At 36.5% G+C, this 22,053-nt stretch carries 21 protein-coding genes; 12 read left to right on the top strand and 9 right to left on the bottom strand.

Going from position 1 to position 22,053, the window contains the following annotated elements; translation table 11 throughout:
* Positions 1-195 precede the first annotated feature (195 nt).
* Positions 196-411, bottom strand: coding sequence for a helix-turn-helix transcriptional regulator (locus tag BM176_RS25565; protein ID WP_090107195.1), 216 nt, complete (start codon positions 409-411; stop codon positions 196-198).
* 476 nt (positions 412-887) lie between these two features.
* On the opposite strand from BM176_RS25565, the gene BM176_RS25560 reads away from it, so the two are divergent.
* Genes BM176_RS25560 through BM176_RS25550 form a run of 3 tightly spaced genes read left to right on the top strand, consistent with a single transcriptional unit; the run spans position 888 to position 1,893 of the window.
* Complete coding sequence (locus tag BM176_RS25560) at positions 888-1,241, top strand: hypothetical protein (RefSeq protein WP_090107194.1); 354 nt, start codon at positions 888-890, stop codon at positions 1,239-1,241.
* A gap of 11 nt (positions 1,242-1,252) precedes the next feature.
* Positions 1,253-1,585: a hypothetical protein gene (locus BM176_RS25555; protein WP_090107193.1), complete on the top strand. Its 333-nt coding sequence runs from the start codon at positions 1,253-1,255 to the stop codon at positions 1,583-1,585.
* A 53-nt stretch (positions 1,586-1,638) separates the two neighbouring features.
* On the top strand, positions 1,639-1,893 hold the full coding sequence (locus tag BM176_RS25550) for a hypothetical protein (RefSeq protein ID WP_090107192.1): 255 nt from the start codon (positions 1,639-1,641) through the stop codon (positions 1,891-1,893).
* A gap of 1,039 nt (positions 1,894-2,932) precedes the next feature.
* Here BM176_RS25550 and BM176_RS25545 read toward each other — a convergent pair.
* From BM176_RS25545 to BM176_RS25515, 7 genes are all read right to left on the bottom strand, one after another.
* The gene (locus BM176_RS25545; protein ID WP_090107191.1) at positions 2,933-3,373 is read right to left on the bottom strand and encodes a hypothetical protein; all 441 of its coding nucleotides are present in this window, start codon (positions 3,371-3,373) and stop codon (positions 2,933-2,935) included.
* Positions 3,374-3,561: 188 nt separating this feature from the next.
* Positions 3,562-5,229 (bottom strand): recombinase family protein, encoded by a 1,668-nt coding sequence (locus BM176_RS25540; RefSeq protein WP_090107190.1) that lies wholly within the window; start codon positions 5,227-5,229, stop codon positions 3,562-3,564.
* Positions 5,226-5,444, bottom strand: coding sequence for a hypothetical protein (locus BM176_RS25535; RefSeq protein ID WP_090107189.1), 219 nt, complete (start codon positions 5,442-5,444; stop codon positions 5,226-5,228). Before BM176_RS25535 ends, BM176_RS25540 begins: the two co-directional genes overlap by 4 nt.
* Before the next feature lie 80 nt (positions 5,445-5,524).
* Positions 5,525-5,755 (bottom strand): hypothetical protein, encoded by a 231-nt coding sequence (locus BM176_RS25530; protein ID WP_090107188.1) that lies wholly within the window; start codon positions 5,753-5,755, stop codon positions 5,525-5,527.
* A 317-nt stretch (positions 5,756-6,072) separates the two neighbouring features.
* Entirely contained in the window at positions 6,073-6,255 is a 183-nt protein-coding gene (locus tag BM176_RS33175; protein ID WP_369823757.1) for a helix-turn-helix domain-containing protein, read from the bottom strand.
* A 61-nt stretch (positions 6,256-6,316) separates the two neighbouring features.
* Positions 6,317-7,225 (bottom strand): HEPN domain-containing protein, encoded by a 909-nt coding sequence (locus BM176_RS25520; protein WP_090107186.1) that lies wholly within the window; start codon positions 7,223-7,225, stop codon positions 6,317-6,319.
* A gap of 51 nt (positions 7,226-7,276) precedes the next feature.
* A complete protein-coding gene (locus tag BM176_RS25515; RefSeq protein WP_177230545.1) occupies positions 7,277-8,014 on the bottom strand; it encodes a sensor histidine kinase in 738 nt (245 codons plus the stop codon).
* 557 nt (positions 8,015-8,571) lie between these two features.
* Between BM176_RS25515 and BM176_RS25510 the strand changes: the two genes are divergently transcribed.
* The 8 genes from BM176_RS25510 to BM176_RS25475 all read left to right on the top strand — a co-directional run bounded on the left by BM176_RS25510 (position 8,572) and on the right by BM176_RS25475 (position 18,138).
* On the top strand, positions 8,572-8,790 hold the full coding sequence (locus BM176_RS25510; protein ID WP_090107184.1) for a helix-turn-helix transcriptional regulator: 219 nt from the start codon (positions 8,572-8,574) through the stop codon (positions 8,788-8,790).
* A 132-nt stretch (positions 8,791-8,922) separates the two neighbouring features.
* The gene (locus BM176_RS25505; RefSeq protein WP_090107183.1) at positions 8,923-10,128 is read left to right on the top strand and encodes a DNA/RNA helicase domain-containing protein; all 1,206 of its coding nucleotides are present in this window, start codon (positions 8,923-8,925) and stop codon (positions 10,126-10,128) included.
* A 65-nt stretch (positions 10,129-10,193) separates the two neighbouring features.
* Positions 10,194-12,002 carry a hypothetical protein gene (locus tag BM176_RS25500; RefSeq protein WP_090107182.1) on the top strand — a complete coding sequence of 603 codons (1,809 nt, stop codon included), beginning with the start codon at positions 10,194-10,196 and terminating at the stop codon, positions 12,000-12,002.
* Positions 12,003-13,424 (top strand): hypothetical protein, encoded by a 1,422-nt coding sequence (locus tag BM176_RS25495; RefSeq protein WP_090107181.1) that lies wholly within the window; start codon positions 12,003-12,005, stop codon positions 13,422-13,424.
* 4 nt (positions 13,425-13,428) lie between these two features.
* Complete coding sequence (locus BM176_RS25490) at positions 13,429-14,046, top strand: alpha-ketoglutarate-dependent dioxygenase AlkB (protein ID WP_090107180.1); 618 nt, start codon at positions 13,429-13,431, stop codon at positions 14,044-14,046.
* A gap of 278 nt (positions 14,047-14,324) precedes the next feature.
* Positions 14,325-15,584 (top strand): ABC-three component system protein, encoded by a 1,260-nt coding sequence (locus BM176_RS25485; RefSeq protein WP_090107179.1) that lies wholly within the window; start codon positions 14,325-14,327, stop codon positions 15,582-15,584.
* Positions 15,581-16,090 carry a three component ABC system middle component gene (locus tag BM176_RS25480; RefSeq protein WP_090107178.1) on the top strand — a complete coding sequence of 170 codons (510 nt, stop codon included), beginning with the start codon at positions 15,581-15,583 and terminating at the stop codon, positions 16,088-16,090. Before BM176_RS25485 ends, BM176_RS25480 begins: the two co-directional genes overlap by 4 nt.
* Positions 16,090-18,138, top strand: coding sequence for a DUF3732 domain-containing protein (locus tag BM176_RS25475; protein ID WP_090107177.1), 2,049 nt, complete (start codon positions 16,090-16,092; stop codon positions 18,136-18,138). Before BM176_RS25480 ends, BM176_RS25475 begins: the two co-directional genes overlap by 1 nt.
* A gap of 142 nt (positions 18,139-18,280) precedes the next feature.
* Here the strand turns inward: BM176_RS25475 and BM176_RS25470 are convergent, their stop codons facing one another.
* On the bottom strand, positions 18,281-19,267 hold the full coding sequence (locus BM176_RS25470; RefSeq protein WP_143097931.1) for a hypothetical protein: 987 nt from the start codon (positions 19,265-19,267) through the stop codon (positions 18,281-18,283).
* Between the two features lie 1,216 nt (positions 19,268-20,483).
* On the opposite strand from BM176_RS25470, the gene istA reads away from it, so the two are divergent.
* Entirely contained in the window at positions 20,484-22,028 is a 1,545-nt protein-coding gene (gene istA, locus BM176_RS25465) for an IS21 family transposase (protein ID WP_143097930.1), read from the top strand.
* Positions 22,029-22,053 lie beyond the last annotated feature (25 nt).

The raw sequence follows: 22,053 nt of genomic DNA, 5'->3' as shown, positions 1-22,053 counted from the left end.
TTAATGTAGGTTATACCCAACATTCTATAAGGATGGATATGTTGGTTATACTCGACATTCTAAACGATGTAGGTTATATTCAACATTGAAAAATGAAAACAGTTCAAAGAAGAGATAGGAAAGGAACGACTATTTAAGGGCCTTATACCTCAAAGAGGCAACATGTTGTCGAGAAGCACATTAACAAAGAGTGATCTATAGCTTAGGTTTGGTAGACACAAATAGCTCTCTCAAATTTATATCAAGCAATACAGCAATATTATAAAATGTTTCGACTGAAGGTTGTTTGTCATTCGTTACCCACCGAGAAACTGTTGTCTCCGCAACCCCTAACTTCTGAGCCAATACACGATTGGTCATGTTCTTTTCAGCTAACACAATTTTTAATCTATTGATTACAATTTTAGCCATTAGGGTAAAATATTTGCTGTTTCATGCAAATATAATTACTTGAAAATAAGTGATTAATGTACAAATATGGCTATTGTATTGTTTATAATATCAATTGTATTATCTTTAAGGTAATACTTTAGGCAATTTTAGACACAATAAGAATTGATCAAATACTTTAAATGGCTTATAATTTACGATTTAATATATTAAAACTATTTTTGCGCCCTCCATAGTATTTCACTTAAGGTGCAAAATATTAAGGCATTAGGCTAAAAATATCCGTAACAGCAAACGTCGGAAATTTGAATCGTACACGGGTTAAGTTTAGCAAAATGCTCACCTAAAGGTGGGCTTTTGCTTGCTTATGTGTACAAGGGATTCCGACCCCGGCTGTTACTAAGCAATGTCAAAAGTCCACTTTTTTATTTTGAACCTTGCCGTTGTCTGGCTTTACTGCCAGATTATAATATCCCCTCCCATTAAACAACCTCGCAATGCTTAAATCCTTATTTCCTCGAAGCGCAGAGCTTCAGAGGCTGGAAAACTCATTCCAAAAATTGCACGATGACATTATCCAAATAGAAGCAAAATATTCAACAGCCCAAACACCAGAAGAGAAAGGCAAACTCGATTGGGAGTTAATTCTATTAGCTCATTTTGCCTATCAGGAAATTAGTACCCGGATAACCAGAAACCGATGGGATACGTTAAAGAAGACCGTTTCGCTCAATGTATATGGCACTATCCCTATCGATGCTGCCTACCAGTTTACAGTCTTTAGACTTCTTAAAAACGGCCATCAGGCGGGTGTGAATGCAATCATAAATCGAATATTCATTAAACATTAATTCAATTAAAAATGGACACTCCAATCATCAATGAACAATTCAGTTCTCCAATCTCTTACGCACTGAAGCAATTTTTAGACGTTATCCCTGTAAGGAGATTTAGTAATAATCTTCGGGATTTAATTCTACACCTAATCCAACTGAACAAAGAACAAGGAGAACTTGCAAACTGGCTGGAATTAACAGAGGATTTTGCATCGTTGTTCCTGCTTCTTGATGCCTTAGAAGAAGAACAACATCCTGATACTGTAGAAAGTCTAGTCAAAGAACGCATAGAAGAAGAAAAAGCCCATCTACAGCGATACAATGATAGTATAAGTGGATTAAACAATCCATTACTCTAAGCCATTGCTAACATAATCTACGTTCTATATTTTTAACCTAATCACAGTAATAAATGAGGAAAAGGACCTTACTAATTGAGACTAACATGCTGCATGAAATGCACGCACAGACTATTAAATTGAGTAATCTGTTTCGTGATATTGTATGCCGTGAGTGCGGCTACTCAGTTCCAACATACTACAGGAAAGCAAGGCCTAGTGATACTAAGCTGAGCAATGCGGAGAAAGAGAAAATAGCAGAATGCTTCGATTCCTCAATCGACAAAATAAGGGATTCGATGAAGAAATACCTCAAATACCGCTTTTAGGATTAAGAATGTTTGAAACTGTCAACGGGGAACGTTAATATCAGCGTTTCCCGTTTTTATTATCGAATAACTCCACTACTAGCCAAAATCTGAATGTTTATACCCTATTACCGATTCAATTGCTTTCGAACACCAAATTATTGTTTGTACTAGGGCTTCTGAACGTCATTATGAGAAATGATGATAGATAGTCGGTTTAATTCAACATCAATGCATCGTCCCTTTGAATGTGTTAGGTACAAGGGGAAAAGACTTACATTGATGTAAACTTGAAACGATGAATTTATGAATGTGACGTTTGTAAACGATGAAATAACATCGATGTAACAACAACACATATTTTAACCCTCCGTAAATCCCGTAAAAATATAGGGTACTCCCTACACTCAAATTAACTTCCCCTACTACCCGTACTAATTACAAGTTGAAGTGTTTTGAAGTGAATATTACTATTCACCAATCCCATTATACATGGGGTGTTGCGCTAAACAAACGCCAAGACGTAGTTGCACCGCGTCATATCATTGTTTTTCTTGACGGTGTATCCTTAATTCTTCAATAAAGAAAAAGTGAACTGCAAACATACAAAAAATATTTGGCTCTTTCAATAATTATCACTATGGAATGTGATATATAACACTATTTTAACAATTATATATGAATGCTTTTTATACAGATGAAATAAGGATTAATAAAGATTTTAAACGGCCAATAAGAACTTCATATTATTTGATTATGATTTTCATAAATATTCATGATAAACGTCACTGAATATTTTGAATAAATGCCCTCATGCTTTGTCTTAGAACTGATTAAGGCATCATTGAATATGTACACGCACCCTGAAACCCACCACTAACTACACCCCTTCCCTATATGGATATGTCGGTTATCCCCCCGTATTCGTTACAACTTTAATTTCAAATTTAATTATGAGCCTTTCGGAGAAGTCTAGGACTAATGGAGTCTATTTTAATGGTAAAAGGGCGCTAACAAAGCTAGCACCCTTCTATATAGAATATTGTGTTTCCATTTGCACCTACCTTTCATAAGGTAGATATACTTCCTTATTCTTTAACTTCCAACCATCAAAATATAAATGTAAAATTGGGGTTTCTACTTCATGTCCTTCCATTACAGCGTTAAAGAAATCGTATAAAACCTCCCATTCGGACTCATCCTCATTTGGAAGCCTTAATTCTCTGATCTGAGATGCCAGCTCATACCCATTTTCGAAATCGTCCGAGGTTAACACTTGGCTTTTATACAGTGACATTTGTTTTTCAATAACAGATTCCAAATCTTCATTTCCATCAAATAAAAGATAAAATGCTATATCGTATTTTGAAATTTCGCTAATATCCCTATTAATATTACTTTGAAACATATCATCGAGGATCAAATTATGGGGCACATCTTCATACACTTCTTTTAAGGATGCAGCTTGGGATTTAATTTGGTTTACAAACTCTTTATTCATAGTATCTTTTTTATGGATAAATAATTACTCAATTAAAGAAAAATTACGTTTTCTAAATATAAATAACTTTGAAAATAAACCGAATAACTATTTTTTAATAGTAAGCGATCTCTATAATTGTTTAATAAGCGGCCCTAAAATGGCAAAAGGGTGCAGATCATAACCACACCCTTAAATAATTTACTCAACTAGTAAAGCGCCTTTATCTGTTCCTTGTATCTGTCAATAAACGTTTCCACCGCCAAAATATCAGATACTAGAATGTTCGATAAGCTAGGCATACAGTCCACCTTAGCGGGAACAGTACAGTAAAATGTATTGTTCCCGTTTTCTTTTTCCCCCAAGACCTGCACCAGATCAGCCATTTGGCGAAACACTTCATTCACTCGCGGAGTTCGACACTCGTCATTTTTACGATTATATAAAATCCCTTCGGGAAAGATTGAAAACTGCAGCTTCTGCTTTTCTGCATATCCGCCTAAACTCCATGTAGTAGTAAGTTTTGAAGCATAATTAATTATTTCATCTACGCATTTTTCAAGGTTCGACACCCTATTTCCACCTTGGGCCAATTTCTCTGCTATCGCAACGCGTTCTTCCTGAAATTTCGCCTTGTATTCCTCATACATTTCTCTGTCTATTTCTTCAGTAGCGTGGCGATCTCTGAGACGACGGATTTTTTTGTCGATCTCTGCTAACTGCAATTCTACCTCTTTTTCCTGCTCGCGACTTTCTTCTGTCAGCTGGTTGTAGGTAGCAATGGTTTGTATCTTTAACAATTGGCGATAATCCTCATTTACATCCAATGTATAACCTGCCAGCAATTCCTTAAAAGCCTCATGTAAGCTATCGGCCCTTTTATTGCATTTACAACCTGGAGTATTACACTTATAATAGTACTCCTGATTTTTGTAGGCTTTGTAGGCCCGCAGATAATTACCACAGTTATCACATTTAAGGAACCGCTTTAATGGGACTATATCATTCTCCGGTTTAAGATTATACCCCTGATGACGGTTAGAAAGGATTCCATTCACTTTCAGGAATACCTCTTTTGATACTACTTTTTCCTGTATACCCTCAACGACCTTACCTTCCAGTGCATTATGCACAATCAAACCGCAATAAAATGGATTTCGTAAAAAATCAGATACCCGCTGATTACTGAGCTTTAATCCATGATCAGCCAGCCGTAACCTGACCCCTTCATTAGAAATTCCCTCTGCTTTCCAGAGGAACCCCTTCCCTATTAACTTACCCTTTTTATTGATCACAAACTCTTTCCTCCCCTCCCTTTTTACAATATCATAACCCAATGGCGGAGGTGCGCACCAAATCCCGATCAACAATTTCTCTTTTACCCCATCCATACATTTCTCCCTGCGCAATTGGTTATCATATTCACTGAAAATGAACTGGATATTCTGCTGCAATGTGCCACTGGCCGTAGATGCATCTGTCGGCTGGGTAACAGAATATACAATTATTCCTTGTTTTTTCAGCTGAGCAGCAATATACATGGCATTGGCACCGGAACGGCTGAAACGATCTACGCTGTAGACTATGATATAGGCTATTCGCTCTTTACTTTTCTTTACGAAAGCTAACATCTTATTAAACTCCCGCCGTTCATCTGTCTTGGCACTTTCATAAGTACCTCCGAAATATCCATTAATTTGTAATCCTACTTTGTTGGCGTGTTGCTCACATGTCTTACGTTGTGTCCCCAGGCTCATATTATTGTCTGCCTGTTCTTTAGTTGAAACACGGGTATAGATCACACAATTGTTTCTAAGGGTATGCTCTGTCTTCTTCCCTTTAGCAAAGGAATCAAAAAGTGATAGTGCGCGGTTCATGCTGCTTTCTGTTTGTGTTTGATACTTAATATGTCTATTACTTTCCCGGTTTCAAGCTGCTTCATGAAAACGGTGTACCCCAATAGGGTAAATGCTTTTATTGTGTGAATGAGTTGTTCTATTTCTTCCGTCGAATAGTCTTTAAAACTGTTCAATGCTCTGACCTCTTCTACTGTTATGTCGTGTAGTCTATTGGTTGAAATCTGTCCTTTCATGTTAATGGATATGATAGTGAATGAACATTAAATAGAAACAGGAATGAGCGCATTTAATGCACTCATTCCTGTAAACAAGGCTATTCATCGTCGTCATCATCATCGTCCTCACTGTTATCTGCTATCAGATCCTCTATTTGGTGAATCACCTCCCGGTCCTGCTTGGAATATTGTATTTCAAGACTGATCGTATCTGCATCCTCGTCTACCTCCACGATTGCATGTTGTAGCTCATGTTCGCAAATCAATCCGCATACTTCTAACATAATGCCGGACGGTACATCAAATTGTTCTTTTGTAAGTTTAATCATGTTGATATGTTTTATGCATATCAAAACTACGATGGCGCAAAAAATCACTTTAACACTTATGCTCAAACGTTTACAAGAATGTCAAACATTTCCAAATTGTGTCAAAGAATGTTATTTTAGGCAATCATTTTGGCTAAGAAAATGAACACAATCAGATTATTTACAATATATCAACCGGTTTATAAAATCAAACTCTGTGCTATCGCCTACCTATCGACCGCATGTCGATTACACATTGCCCACCTATTGAAAATCTTTAAATTTATTTGCGTTCCATTCAATCTTATTCGAGAACCAGTTAAAATAGTATTATAACTTTATTCACACGATACTATATCTATTATATTCACTTCATAGTATCTGCAAAGCCGGAGTAATCTTGATAGACAAAGGTTATCATATTGCCCCTTTTCCACTTTACTAATTATGCCGGTGGACATTCTTGTAGCCTTCGCAACCATCTTTATGCTTTTATTACGGCTTTTCCGCAATTCAAACATTTTGCTCCCTATACATTGCAGGTAACGATCCAATTTCTGTGCAAGATTATTCTTGTTGATTTCAGGCTGGCTCATTTGCTACGTTTAATGGGAATAAGATAGGTTGGCTGTTTTTCAGGCTAAGTAATTTCTCCTCATAAAGCCTTTGTGCGAGAGTTAATAAATTGGCCACCCGCTCCATTAATATCTGAACTGTCTCCGCAGATACTGTGTATTTCTCATTATACCGGGCCTCTGAATATGCTCTGTTTAATGTATTAAAAAGATCGGTTTCCTCCTCTGTCAAACAAGGGAAAATAGCTATCGGTTGATAAGAGAAAGTGGTGATTAACGCTAGTAACCGGGAAAGGTTATGTGTATTAGACCGGTAACCGGAAAAAGCCTTCAGCATTGCCATGCAGGTATGTTGTGCTGACTGATGCAAGTCAAAAGTAGCTTGTTCATACCATCCATTGTCAAAACAATAGGTTGCTGTCTTGAAAAAGCATTGTGCAATCCCAAAACATTTATTCCAGTTCGTTTCTATTCTGTTTCTTAAAATAGCTATATCTGGTTCCTCTGGAGGTATTGTTAACGGTAAGCCATCACCGTCATATACCAATACCCCTTTACGATAAACGGTAGAAATAAACCGGCTGCCATTTTCCAATGCTTTATTAGCTGCGCCTAGTTGTTGTACAATAACTGTTACCTCACAACCCAATGGGGTTGCTTGTTGTTCTGCTATCTGGACAGTTTCATGATCGGCTCGTTTTTCACCATCATTGGTTAAGATCAGGAAGTCATACGTGGGATGTATTACAGTCTTACAAGTATCTTCTTCCAGGAAAGAATTCCAACCCTGCATGGTCGTAATACGATTACCATAGCAAATAACTTTGTTAGGGCGGATGGCTCGTACTATCTTTTGTACTAATTGTATAAGCTGGGGTAATTGTCCTTGTGGCAAGTATTGGAACGTAGTCAGCATATTTATAGATTAATAGTTTGTAGTTTGATTAGCAATAAGACTTTGGAATAATCAGGCATCAGCCTGGGTTGCTATCAGCAATAAAAATGTGGTTCCCCTTTCATCATTACTACCAAGCATAATATCACCTCCTAAGGAGGTTGCATATAGCTTACTGATGTATAAACCTAACCCTGTTCCGGCAAGCCCCTGATCTAATAGCTGGAATGGCTGGAATAGCAGGTGAGTCTTATCCTCAGGAATACCCCTTCCCTGGTCTGCTATCATAAACAGAAGACGATCTCCTCCTAAAGCATTAAGATAAATGGAGATACTTGTCCCGGTTGGCGCAGATTTTAAAGCGTTGTCTATTAGATTTTTCAGTATCTGGCCGAGCTTTATAACATCTGTGGTAATATATTCCGGCACTGTACGGCGAGCCATAGTCTTGATCTTTATTGATCTGGAGGCTGTAATCAGGTCATACTGGTGGATATGAGATTTTAACCATTTGCGGATATGGATGCTTGTTTGCATTGGCTTTATATCCAGCTTACCGTCAACAACAGTTGTCGATGCCATCATATTATTTAAGACATGCAATACATTTAGGCTCATAGAGTTAATATATGAAAGATAGAAGCCCTTATTCTTTGTACTACCTTTCTCTTGTAATAACATGTTACTGGCGGTACAGATACCCGCTATTTGTGTGCGCATCTCATGGGCGAGCATTCCCATAAAGGTTTGCATTGTTTCTGTATCAGTTTGTGGGATTGATTCGGATGGGGGATTTGTTGCTACTAACATAATAGATGTTTTGAGAGTTAATGACATAGAGAGCTATATCCTATTGGGAATAGCATTGTAGTAATGATTAACATAAATATTTAAGCAAGAGAATTGCAGCAAGAGCAGAGGGGGAAATATAAAAAAAGACGCAGAACTCAACTTGCCATCTGCGACCCGTAGGAAGGTTTGGGAATGGTCAAGAAGAGCCCGCGCCATAGCTTGGGCTTTAACTTCCTGATCTCATCCCATTTGAATTTCCTACGTTCGCAGGTGAGAATCTAAGAAGCAAGCTTCAAATACGTTGAAGATTGCAAAAGTAGTTTTACTAACTGATTTATACCATAGGTGAATATTTAATTCTTATCTGTTATAACGCTTAAAGGCTTTGTAATAATTCCAGTAGAATCTATTTAAATCCTATTAGAATCAAAAATAAAATAAATAAACGAAAAAACAACCTTTTAGAATTAAATATAGTTCCAAATGAATCATTTATCATTCTTTTTGAACTAATTGGTTTAAAGTCAATGCTTTATTCTTTTGCTATATTTAGATTATAAGAGACTTCATTAGAAATGAACAAACCTAAATACAATAGAATTAAAGCCGTTTTAGCTGAAAAAGGAGTTTCGAATAAAGAGTTGGCGGAAGACCTTGGCGTAACAGAAGGCACTGTTTCTACTTGGTGTCGGAATTTTAAACAGCCCAAAATAGAGACCCTTTTTGAAATTGCTAAACATTTGAACGTTGAAGCAATAGATTTGTTAAGTTCAATGAAAAACTATAAGTCATAAAAAGCAGACCTTTTATCCATCCCTTATTATAACTATTTTCATTTTTAATACAAAATGACTTAAAATTGAACTAATATTACTAATAATTTTAGCAATTCATGTTACGCGAGGGGATAATTTAAAATATACTTTATGCCTGATTTTAAATTCAGATTACCTTCTATAAATGATTTAACTGATTTGCAACAGGTTGCCTATTACGATCGCCGTCCGATGCTTATAACTGGAGGCCCGGGTAGTGGCAAAACGGTAGTATCTCTATTCCGGTTCCTACGCCAGATAATGGAAGACCAAAACGCAATTTTTTTTACATTTAATCGAACATTAATGTCTGCGGTTCGTGGCACATTACGTCAGCAAGCGGATATAAGGCTACCACTTTTAAAGCAGCATGAAATAGAAGAGATTATTAACACTAAAGTTGCTTCCGTATTTGAATGGTATGGAGCGAATTTTCATGAGCAATTAACAGCAGAAATTGATGAGGCTATCAAACTTAATTTTCAAAATTTTTCTGTTTTACACCTTGCCGGTAAAAAATATAGCGAGCTATTTATAGATGAATCTCAAGATTTGAGGCCAGGAATACTAGCAGCATCCTATGAGCTGGCGAATAAAGTGTCCTGTGGTGCAGATCGTTCCCAAGATTTACAAGGCCATTATGTTGGCCCTGCTGATGATGTAATTTTCAACCTATTATATGAGCAAGAACGAACAATTCGTCAAGGCTTAACATCAAATTTTAGAAACACAAAAGAAATATTTGATTTTGCTAGAAATTTTGTCCCTGAGGATGATAATGTTCAACAAATAGATATTGACGAGCTTCCTGTTGGTGAAAAACCTGAGATTATGGGCAATTTGTCAGAACAAAAACAGTTATCAACTATCCTTCAAATAATACAACAAAATCCTAATAGTAATATTGGAATACTAGTACACACTAGTCCTCAAATTAAAATTATAAAAGAGTTTTTGGAGAGTAATAATTACTCGTGTGCAGATAATACTCCGGACGATCGCTCCTTCTCTTACTATTATAGCAACATGCCTCATGCGGATAAAATTATTGTAGAAACAAGATTAAAAACGCCTTTTATTCTAACCTTTGAGTCATGCAAAGGATTAGAATTTGATATAGTTATCATGCCATTATTTGAAAAATCTGATTGGGCATTAAACAACTATAAACCTAACAATAGCAACCCGGATAAAGACGCGAAAGGTAATGCTAAAACATGGTCTACACCAAATCATTACTATGTGGGGTGTACGAGAGCAAGGAGTTTGCTATATGTGCTTTATAATCAAAAACCTAGGATTCTTGGTTTTCTATGATTTTAGAGCCCCCTTTGGATAATATATTAGATGATCTGCCTTTCTAATTTCAAAAATACTTGATCATGGCAAAAGATAGAAATAAGATGAATATTAAGAAAAAAAAGAGTGAAAAAGATATTACAGAACTGGCATTCGATACTGAAAAGGCCAATATTACAGAGAATCAAGATATTGATTCAAAAACAACTGACATAAAAGAAGGGGTAATTACCGAACCCGAAAAGGATAAGGATATTACGAGCGAAAATAGCAATATTTCTGAGACAGCATTCTCTTCCTTTACTTTCGAAAAACCAGTATACTTACAGATTCACGTAGGCAATATTTATTCAATTTTCGGTTCTGGTATAGTTGCTCCTGCTGAATATATTTCAAATAGAGCATTTGTGGATGTTCAAACAATAATACCAAATGGTTTTATTCTTTCTAATAGCTACATTGAAAATCTCGGTAATTCTGTTCTCCTTCTTGATATAAATTTTGCCCGTGAAGAATACTCTGATCTTACCATAGAAAATGATCATGCATATTACTTTAGGCCTATTCCAATTTCTCGCATTAAATGCATGTATGCGTCCGACACAAAAGTGAAAAATGATATTATTTTAACAGCATTATCTAATGATGGAGGCATAATTCCCGATTCATTGGTTGTTGAGCATTTTCCCGCAGGTTTGCAAGCAGTGCAATTTCATAATTTTTCTGGAGAACAATCTAAGATAGATTATAGCAGCCAATTGCTAAAATATGATAAAGTATTAGGCACATTTGCTTTTTTGAAAAATTATTCACTACTGCTATCGAACAGAACAAATGCCCTCTCTCCCATTCCAGATCATTATTTATATGCAATACAAGCTCTAAATGATGCAATGCCATTAAAGACGGTTAAAAATGATAGAATAGTTTCATTCTATGAGCAATTATTTAATGTAAACAATAGTATTGAGAACCCGTTATTAAATTGGCTCTTTCAACGAGTGGCTCTATCCAAAAATTTTTCTGATGAAGACATTCAGGAGTTTCAAGAATTGTTAATCAATTTCTCTAAAAATCAAGAGTTTACAAAGGCATCAATAAACATCTTACAATCTCTTTCCAAAAGCTTGGAAAGAAAAAATGTTTTATCTAAAATTCTATCTCAAAATGACGCAGATAAATTTTCACTATATCTATTTGCTTTATTGAGAAGCTACGCTAATATAAATTCTGAAAATAAGTCTATCTCACGTCTAGATATGCCTGGATTTATTGCACTTATTTATGGTGAGTATGTTTTTGCTTTATTAGGATATTTTTTTGGCTATAAAACCTTAAGGAACCATGAGGATAGGATTTCAATATCTGACCCCGTGTTTGCACGATATATCGACTCTCCCAAACGTGTTCCTATGAAATTTGAAATGACAACTATGTTAGATTATGTTGTCATTGAATCCATTTTCCGGAATTGCTTTTCATCTTTCTCGTCAGTAATTGATACTTCATTTATTGAAGCCCATAGTATAAAAAAAGAATGGATTAAAAAACCGGAGCAATTACCTAATGGATACACTTTTAAGGCTGAAGAGATTTTTGGTAAATATTTATATTTATTAAAAAAGGAGTCCGTATTAGATCAATACAATGATATATTTAGCAAGCTACCCTCTAATATTCCTGTAGTATCAGAAGTTGGCATATTTTGCTTTAGAAATGGTATAAATAGACATTATGGTAACTTCGGCGAAATCATACTGAATCCTAAAATGATAATATATTTTATCCAATTTAAGAAAGAGGATGTAATAGAAGCCGCCCAATCAAACAAACTTAACATTAAAGAACTAATCCAAAGAATTGAGTTAAGCAATCAACATAAAGAATGGTAAATGAAACCAGAAGACCTATTAGAAAATGTAGTTTTACTTGATAGTGACAATCTTATACGTTTCGTTACCGATAACGAAAATGGAATGCGTTTATGTTTTTTGCAGGCCCATCCATCGACAGAGACAAATAAAATCTTTCAAAGAGTAATAAGCTCATTAGCACAGAAGTCCCTTGCTGATTGGGAAATTAACACTCCTGAAATACAGTCTCTTTATACACATCTTGCTTTTTTCTTCAAAAAGGCAAATAAATGGCAATACGTTGATACATGCACTACAAATATAGAAGGAAACATTTTTAAAAGACGCTTGTCAGCATGGTTGCATTATAAAAGATATAATACATATCAATTACATCTTGATGAGTTTGAGAATTATTTAAGCAAATTAAGTCTTGCCCTTGATGATGGAGACGATGATTATACTTATGAAATATTAAGCGATTTACATGAGTATAAAACTATTAGCATCGGAAATTTACCCGAAAAATATAAAACAGCAGTAATTGCGCTATTTGAGGATAATGTACTAAATGAAAAATATCCACTTTTAAAACAGCACAAAGCTGAAGAATTAAGTAAACTACCTGATATTGATGTTGTTAAAGACAATGGTAAAATACATATACCAACATTATTTGCACAATCAATTTTCTTAGAGACGTTTATCACTTACGTTAAAGACAACGATTTGTTTGGATATTCTATACAACAGGCTGCTGAAGAAGTAATTAAAAAGGGTCAAGCAAATTTCGATCTTGGATATCAAACATTAACGTCTACACAAGTAGTAAAATTATATTGCTATTGTAATATGAGGATGCATTATTTTTCCTCATTAAGCATTTTTGAGCGAAGCAAGCTATTGGATCTTTTTTACAAGACAAATGGCAAAATTAAATTTATTGATATTGGATGTGGTCCTGCAACCTCTGGCCTGGCATTTGTTGAGTATATATATGCAAGAACAGGCTTACCGAGTATATTTGATTACTTCGGAATAGATATATCTATCACTATGCAGCAGCAAGGAAAAGAAATGATGACAAATGTTGCATTTCCTAGTACAAATACAATAGAATTTTGTACAGACATAGAACAAATAGACGAGTTTTATCTAGAAAACTCCTCCTGTATAATTTTAAATGCGTGCTATGTATTTGCAAGCGAGCACTTGCCAATAGATAAAATAATTACTTATATTAACAGAATAAAAATACGATTTCCCTATACTCCTAAATACTTGTTATTTCAGAATCCGGTATATGAGCCTTTGAATCGACGATACCTCGAGTTTAAAGCTTCCTTAGTAGAAAAAGAGGTTATTTATACAAACAAAGAGAGAATATTCTATTATAATCAGCGTAATCAGTATGGCGAACCGAAGTATAGAGATGTTTTTTTTGAAATTTTAAAATTATAAAGCCATGTACGATTTATTTAATCCAATTCCAGAAGTAACACTGAATGATTCTAACGATTTATCTATTGTTCAGGGTCTTACGTACATACCAAATTATATTACAAAACAGGAAGGGAATAATTTAATTAATGCTATAAATGGAGAAATATGGTTATCTGATATAAAAAGAAGGGTTCAGCATTATGGCTATAAATATGATTATAAGGCACGATCTATTGACTATGCAATGTATTTAGGAGCACTTCCACATTGGGTTTTGCCGATATCAAAAAGATTATATGCTGAAAATCACATAGAACATGAACCTGACCAATTAATCATCAACGAATATCATCCCGGACAAGGAATTGCTAACCATGTAGATTGTGAACCTTGTTTTGGTGAAACAATAATTTCTCTTAGCTTAAGTTCTTACTGTATAATGGACTTTATACATCTGAAAACAAAAGAGAAAGTAGAGGTCATGTTAGAACCATGTAGCCTGGTGGTAATAAATGGAGATGCACGACATAATTGGTCTCATGGCATTGCACAACGTAAAACTGATATTCATAATAATCAAAAAATCAATCGAACATTGCGTATTTCAATGACCTTTAGAAAAGTATTATTAAAACAATGAATGTGAATTACGTCTTCATACAAAAGCCTGTGTAACTAACTCATTGACCGAGCTTCAGGAAAACAAACCTATTAATCTTGTTCCAACCCGATGAAGAGATTGATATCTTACCTGCAAGGCGAACCCTACCTTCGAAAACGGATGGTCGACAATCAAAATGGTGAATCAAGGACTAAAAGAATTGACTATCTCAAGAATATCACTACAAGCAATTGATATTTAATGTTTTGTAGGATTAACTTGAAAACAATATATTAGCAGTACTAATTTGCTTTAATTTGCCACCAAAACCTCTTAAAAAAGATAATGAACTCCGAGATGCTGCTCAAGGATCAATCGCAGGATTCATTTTCCAATTCCAGTATGCGTTAGTCCTTCTATCTGACCTGACCACATCGGGACAGAGCATCTCAATCGAAAAAGTAGATGACGTGGGCGTTCACAATTCCGACGGAACTGTAATCCTAACGGTTCAGGCAAAGCATTCTATCGCAGTTAACGGCGCGACATTCAGAGATACAGGTCGATCCCTTTGGAGAACTATCGAGATTTGGATTAAAAAACTGAAAACCGGTGTATTCTCAAAGGAAACAAAGTTTCGCTGTACAACTAATAAAGGTATTTCTACAACCAGTCTTCTTTATAAGATGACTACGCAATCTTTTGATAATGTTATAACGGAGATCGCAAGATTGATGAAAACGCAAGAAGACAAGCTTGCGAAGGCTGAGGCTAGTGGAAAAAGCGGCCTAAGTCTATCTGAAGGTATTGGATTAATGAAGTTCGCCCTCGAAAACAAAGATGAGCTAAAATTAATAGTGAGTAACCTACAGTTAGATAGTCCAGTGGACGCAAAAAATGCCTTCTTAAACAAGATCTACACCAATACTAAGTATGTTTCTGACGAAGGCCGAGATCAAATTTATCAGTCATTCTATGGATGGATTTTAGATCGTTCTAATGCATTATGGCTACATTTTAAAGACGCCATTTTTACTAAGGAGCAGTTTGATGATAAGCATCATCTAATTGTTCACGCTCATTCTATAGTAAATGCGATATTTAGAACAAAACAGAATTTGGGTTCAATCACCGAGAACGAAATAGTCGGGAAGCATGGAAATATCTTTGTTAAACAGCTTGAGGATATGAACTGGAGAGAGGATGTGAAAGAAAGAAGGATTAAAGAAGCCATTTTAGACTTTATCTGCCACGATATCGAACTTGAGCATGTTGTAGAGAACGGTGATTTCACGAAAACTGATTTTGAACAATTTCTGACAAACTGTACAAAAGCATGGCAAAAGGTTTTCGATAGACATTTTAGTTATGAATTACATAAGTACAACGAAGATGAGAGAAATAAAATCGCTGACTCAGTTTACAATGACGTAATGGATGGGCTAAAAGTTGAGTTTAGCGGAGGATTCTGTTTCAGCACCGAAAATGAATATGTCCGCAACGGTGCATTTTATAAACTCTCAGATGTTCCCTCTATTGGGTGGCATCCTGAATGGGAAGACAAATATAGAAAATGAAACAACAGAACCTCTTCGAATTGCTACAGAATACAGTTCTCGGAACTATTGCACTCCATTCATTTACTCTCGGCTTTCATATGGTCGCCAAAGATAAGAATCCGGATAACCCATACCCTACACTAAACTACTTCTTCTATGTCCTTCCTATCGTTTACAATAAGAAGGCAATGGAAACAGTTAAGGGTTCGAGAGAGCTTTATTCTGTTTTGCTTAAAGATAATTCAATCATCTTGGAGTTGCAGGAAAGAGCTAACAAGATGACTACTATGACTTTCGATTGTTTAAATATGGCATTTAGCAAGGATCTCCTTTACCTAAATTGCGACACAAAGATGATTGAACTCGGGGAACGATTTAAGTCAAAAAGATTGCCGCTACCAGCAAGTCTCAATAACCAAGATAACAGTGTCAAGAAAATTCAAGAATGTGCGGTAAAGCTTGGGGCTATCTTTGCGAAAAGGGATATTAAAAATATTCAGTTCGAATTAAATATCACGTTGTAATGTTCTTAAAAATCAAACATATAATTCTTTTCCCAAAGAATGTAGAGCTTGCGCCTAGAGTAATAGAATTCAAAGAGGATAAAGTAAATGTCATAACCGGTTACAGCCAAAGGGGCAAATCTGCCCTAATCCATATAATTGATTATTGCCTCGGAAGTTCAGATTGCAATATTCCTATCGGCAAAATTCGATCAAACGTACAAAGATGCGCTATTAACATTCGACTTGGCGATAGATACATGTTCATTGCGAGAGATTTACCTGAAGGATCGAAAGATACATTCATATACTATGAAATGTACACAAAAGAAGAAGGTCGGGTGTTTAAATTTGATCGCTGGATTGATAATGCTGATGGCTTTAAAACTAATCGTAACGATTTAAAGGGAATGCTAGGTAAGATTGCTGGTTTCGAAAACATCCTGGAGAAAGATGATTCTGACAAGTCATTAAGCCCTTTCGATTATCCCGCTAGCTTTAGAGATACTGCAGCATTTCAATTTCAACCGCAGAATATTATCGCTAACCCAACAACCATATTTTTCAAGACCGATACTTTTGAACATTTGAAGCGACTGAAAAACATGTTTCCTCTGGTTTTAGGTTATAAATCATTTGAGATACTTCGTACAGAACGTGAGATTGAGATTTTAGAGAAAGAAGAGCGGGGAGTCTCAAATAGGTATGAAGAGGTTAAACTTATGTATGAAAATTGGCAGTCTGACGTATATCAACTTTATTCAAAAGCGGTACAATTGGGATTGTCTATCGCGGATATAAATATTGAAACTTCCAGTGTAGAACAAATTAATCAGGAATTGTCGTCAATACTTCTAAACATTAAAAACAGAGATTATTTTAAGGAAGGGTCAACGTTTCGTTACACTGAAAACGTGGAGGAATTAGACAATCGGAGATTAGAACTTATGCGTTCTCTTGATAGTCTTAGAGCTGATCTGTTAAAGATTGAAAATTTTGATCGGGCAAAGGAAAAATATGTTAATAAAGTAGCTAGTGAAGTTGATGTAAGACTTAGACCAATTGATTGGTTTCTAACCTTGAAGGGAAACAATACCTGCCCTTTTTGTGAATCAGAAACAAGCAAATCAATATATGACCTATTAGATTTAAAAGATAAGCAAGTCGAGAATGCTCAAGCTTTATCTGCCGCTAAGGTTGTTTCTTTTGAAGAGGAAAGGACACAATATAAAAGTAAAATAAGGGAAACCGAAGGAGCTATAAAAAAGATCCAGCTAAATATCGACATTCTTATCGCAGAAAATAAGGAATACTATGCTCGCTATCAAGATATTTTCGAATATGCCGGAATGCTTGAAAATGTACTTGATAATTTGAACAAGATAAAACCTTCTGGTCAATTAGCAATCGATCTTGAAGAGATACGTGGTAAGTTACTAGATAAGAAAAAGAAGCTCAATAGGTTATTGCAGAAATTCGATATGAAACAATGTCTTCGCAAGGTCACAAATTCAATCGATACCTACATTAAGATCCTTCCAATTGAGGAAAATACGAAAAGACGTGTGTTGCTTGATCCGGAAAAAAGTGTAAGTATTAAGATAGAAGATACCGAATCGAAAAATATCACCTTCTTATCAAAGTTAGGCAGTGGTGCGAATCACATGGGTTATCACCTTGCTACTATGCTTGGGTTGCACGAATATTTCTTGAAGTTACCTGCGGAAGGGAAAATCAATTATGTACCATCATTTTTAGTTCTTGACCAGCCAAGCCAGGTGTATTTTCCTGAGAAATTTCCTGACCCTTTAGCCGAAGGGAACATCCCTGATAGCGGAGATAAAAAGACCTCGGAGGATATCGAAAACACCACAGCTATTTTTAAAGCCTGTTCTGAGTTTATGAAACGAACAGAGTGCAAAGGCCAAATTATCATTTTGGAGCACGCTCCTGAATCCACCTGGACTGGAATTGAACATATGCATTTGGTTGCCGAGTGGAGAGGTAATTTAGATACCCCTGAAAGTAAATTTGATGCACTGATACCTGCTAACTGGTTAATCGATTGATAACCATTCAGCTACTTATCAAGTTGGCATTCATTTCTCTGAGCATCTACAGTTGTTCGAAATAGGCTAAATCTCGAATTTAAGCAAATCGATTACTACAATTTCAATTATCTTGTATCATCAGGGGTTAACATTTGGGCGACTATTTATAAAAACAATCCATTTTTTCGTGTACATATTCCCACTTATCTTGGGGTTTTGATGCAGCGATTAGCGAAACTTGAAAACTGGTGCTCGTACCACTTTCTAGTTGAACCCAGTGCACAGCGCGAGCAACAATGTTGCCTTGATATTTCATATAAAACCATATCTGATTACATCGTATGGTCTTAGAGCCTGTATTTGTAACTGTCACTTGTAGCGTGGTACAAAATCTTCCACTAGCATCGTCACAAAAGCTAATTGCCTTAGTCTTCACGACCATAAATTCCATAGCATTGACTTCCCTTAAAGGATCTTGTTGTGGTGGAACTTGTGGAGGGGCGGACCTTTCAATACTGTCAACTGCTTTACAAGCAGGAATCGCGATCCAGTCGGTCTGAAGATCTTGTACTCCCGATTTTTTCTTGATTCGTAACCGCATTTGTGTCTCTACAGAAGAGTTAGGCACCCTCTCAATTGTGTAACCAGGCCCATCTCGTACTATGGATAAGATTGCTTGAGGATTTGATAGATCATAAGTAACACTATAAGTACTGGTGTCAAATTTTGAAAGATCAAGTTCTCCAACACCCCACTGGCTGAATCTAACATTGTAACGACAGTTTGGTTTTCCGACGATTAATACTTTAAAAGAATCAATTTTATTCAGCTGCCAGCCGATTGGCAAGTACTCTACTATTAAATCTCTTTTGACTAACTCCTCGGGATTAATGATTATCACCCTAAATTTATCAGGACCAAGACGTTCAACCTTGAAAGCCTTTTCCGGTTGAACCTCAAACGCATATTCATTGGTGGCACCTGGCACAATCATATCGAAAGTGCGATCACGAAGTTTTGACACTTCTGAGAAAGGCGTTTTTTGAATAGTCTCTTTAAGAATAGCCCAGCCTTGAGGATCATTCCATGAGACTACTGCTGCCTGAAGCATTGCAAATAGGCAAATAATAGATGAGCTATATGTCATAAGCTTAAAAATTAATATTACTTTGACCCGTAAATATTTTCATGATGAGCTAGGCAACTGTAATCTCGGTAAGTGCAAGATTATAAACTGTTGCAAAAGTTTTGTACTTAATCGGTTATGATTAAATTTCTATACTTGCTGATTTGTAAACATCTATTACTTGTATAACAATCAAATAGCATTTAAATAATCTATTTAACTAATCACACCGTATTGGATTATAATGTGTATGCTCCTCTCACAATATAGTTTATACCGCATAACAGCAATTTCTTTGTAGAAGATGACGGAATTAGCTAATAAGGTATCGTATTGCTGCATAAATCGAGGTTACATATCTTAAAAAGGAGCTATTTCTAAATCTTTACGTTGTATTATCATGAAATTGGGATTAAGATCCTATGTAATATAACGATTTAAATACAGTATCGTCAGACTGAAATAAATTAATGCGGCAAAAAAGAGGGCACCCCCAATAGCTTTTATCCTTGGGTTCTGGCACCATACATATGACTTTGAATAAAGATGGAAATTTATCCTGGTCAGCCGGTTTTGGAGCAAAAACTAAATATTTCTGATTAGTTAAAACGCTAGCCTTTACCTGTCTTCTGAATATAATAACTTCATAAGCCTAAATGTGCGTATAACCGGATGAAATCCTCCACAAAATACTTCGACATCTCCCCGTCCCTCTCCACCTTCGCGGGAACAGTACAGTCAAATGTATTGTTCCCGTTTTCTTTTTCCCCCAAGACCCGCACCAGATCAGCCATTTGGCGAAACACTTCATTCACTCTCGGGGTTCGACACTCATCATTTTTACGATTATATAAAATTCCTTCAGGAAAGATTGAAAACTGTAACTTCTGCTTTTCTGCATATCCACCTAAAGCCCATGTAGTAGCGAGTTACTGGTACTTAATTCCCATTTACCTTCAGATTGTCTAGAACGGAGGCCATTGGGCCATCGATTTCGGTGATACTGGGCCACCCATTTCGGGAATCATTGGGCCAAAATTAAACGATCTATTTCGGAGGTCATTGGGCCAAATTGCACAACCGTAAAACGGAGGTCACTGGGCCAATTATCCATACTTATCCGGAAACGGAAGTCATCGAGCCGCTAAGACTGGGATGGTCGTAAAACGGAGGTCATTGGGCCACTTTCCATGATTTTATAATAGCCTTGTATCTGAAACACCAAAATCCAGATACCATGGCAGGTCAACGAATTGAAATCATGGAAATACGCAATTTGATCTCACTAAAAGCCAAAGGGCTGAGCAACCGTAAAATTGCAGATCTGTTAAAGATCAACCGTAAAACAGTCGATTCTTATATCAGCCGATTCTCTTTTCTGAAGCTCAGTAGCGAAGACTTGCTGGGGCTCGAGGAAGCAGATTTACGGGATCTGTTTACAGAAGATAGCCAGACGGAAAAGGCACGCTATGAGTCTTTATCCGGTTATTTCTCTTATTTTGAAAAGGAACTTTGTAAGCCTGGTTGTACCCTCCAGGCACTATGGAAGGAATATATTACCAGACATCCAGATGGCTATAAATACACCCAATTCACCTGGCATTACAGACGCTGGCGTAAGCTTAATAACTACAGCGGTAAACTGGAACACAAGGCAGCAGAAAAACTCTTTGTTGATTTCTGTGGAAATAAACTTTCTTATGTTGAAAGGTCTACCGGTGAGCAGATTGAAGTAGAAGTATTTATCGCTGTACTGCCTTGCAGCCAATATACGTTTGTGAAGGCGGTACCATCCCAGCAACGGGAAGATGTGATCGACTGTTTGGCAGCTTGTCTGCATTGGTTGGGCGGAGTTCCTCAGGCTATTGTATCTGATAATCTCAAAGCGGCTGTTAGCAAAGGATGTAAGTATGCCCCCATCATCAATAAAACACTGGCAGATTTTTCACTTCATTATGGTTGCGCAGTCGATCCCGCCCGTCCTTATCATCCGCAGGATAAAGCCCTTGTTGAACGAAGTGTAGAGATCGTTTATCAGCGCATCTATTATCCATTGAGTAAACAGATCTTCTTTGATATCTCCTCATTAAATAAAGCCATCAGCAGCCTTTTACAAGAGTATAACGACTACCTGTTCTCTCACGGGAATGGTACCAGGCGGAGCCATTTTATAGACCTGGAACAAGCATATCTGCACCCATTGCCATCTGGTTCATATACTATCCGCCACTTCAGACGGGCTAAAGTACAGAAGACTGCACATATATACATGAGCGAAGATCACAGTTATTATAGCGTTCCATACCGCTTTACCGGCATGCATGTAGAAGTACAATACAATCAGGAGGTAGTGGAGATATTTTACAACCATGAGCGCATTGCCTTGCATAAACGCAGCCATAAAGCAGGACATTACACAACTATCTCAGATCATATGCCCTCTACTCATCGGGCTTATGGACAGTGGAGCCCTGAATACTTTGAAAACCGGGCAGTGCAGGTTGGGCCTTGTACACTGGAATATATCCGCAGGCTCCTCGCCCAATATAGTTATCCGGAAATTGCCTATAAGCAATCGCATGGCATCTTATCTTTTGTAAAATCTTATAACAAAGAGCGCCTGGAAGGCGCTTGTAAGCGTGCCTTGGAATACCACAGAGCATCTTATCATACCATCGCTAATATTCTGAAAAGTGGATTGGATATGGAACCAATACCAACAGATCCTGTCATTGATATTGGTGATCACGATAACATCCGGGGAGCCGCCAATTACAAATAGAACTCCACTCACTATTAGAAATACT

Origin of the sequence: Chitinophaga sp. CF118 (assembly GCF_900112615.1) — a bacterium.
GTDB lineage: Bacteria > Bacteroidota > Bacteroidia > Chitinophagales > Chitinophagaceae > Chitinophaga.
The sequence above is the reverse complement of the archived record's forward strand: the minus strand, read 5'-3'. Positions and strand labels throughout refer to the sequence as shown.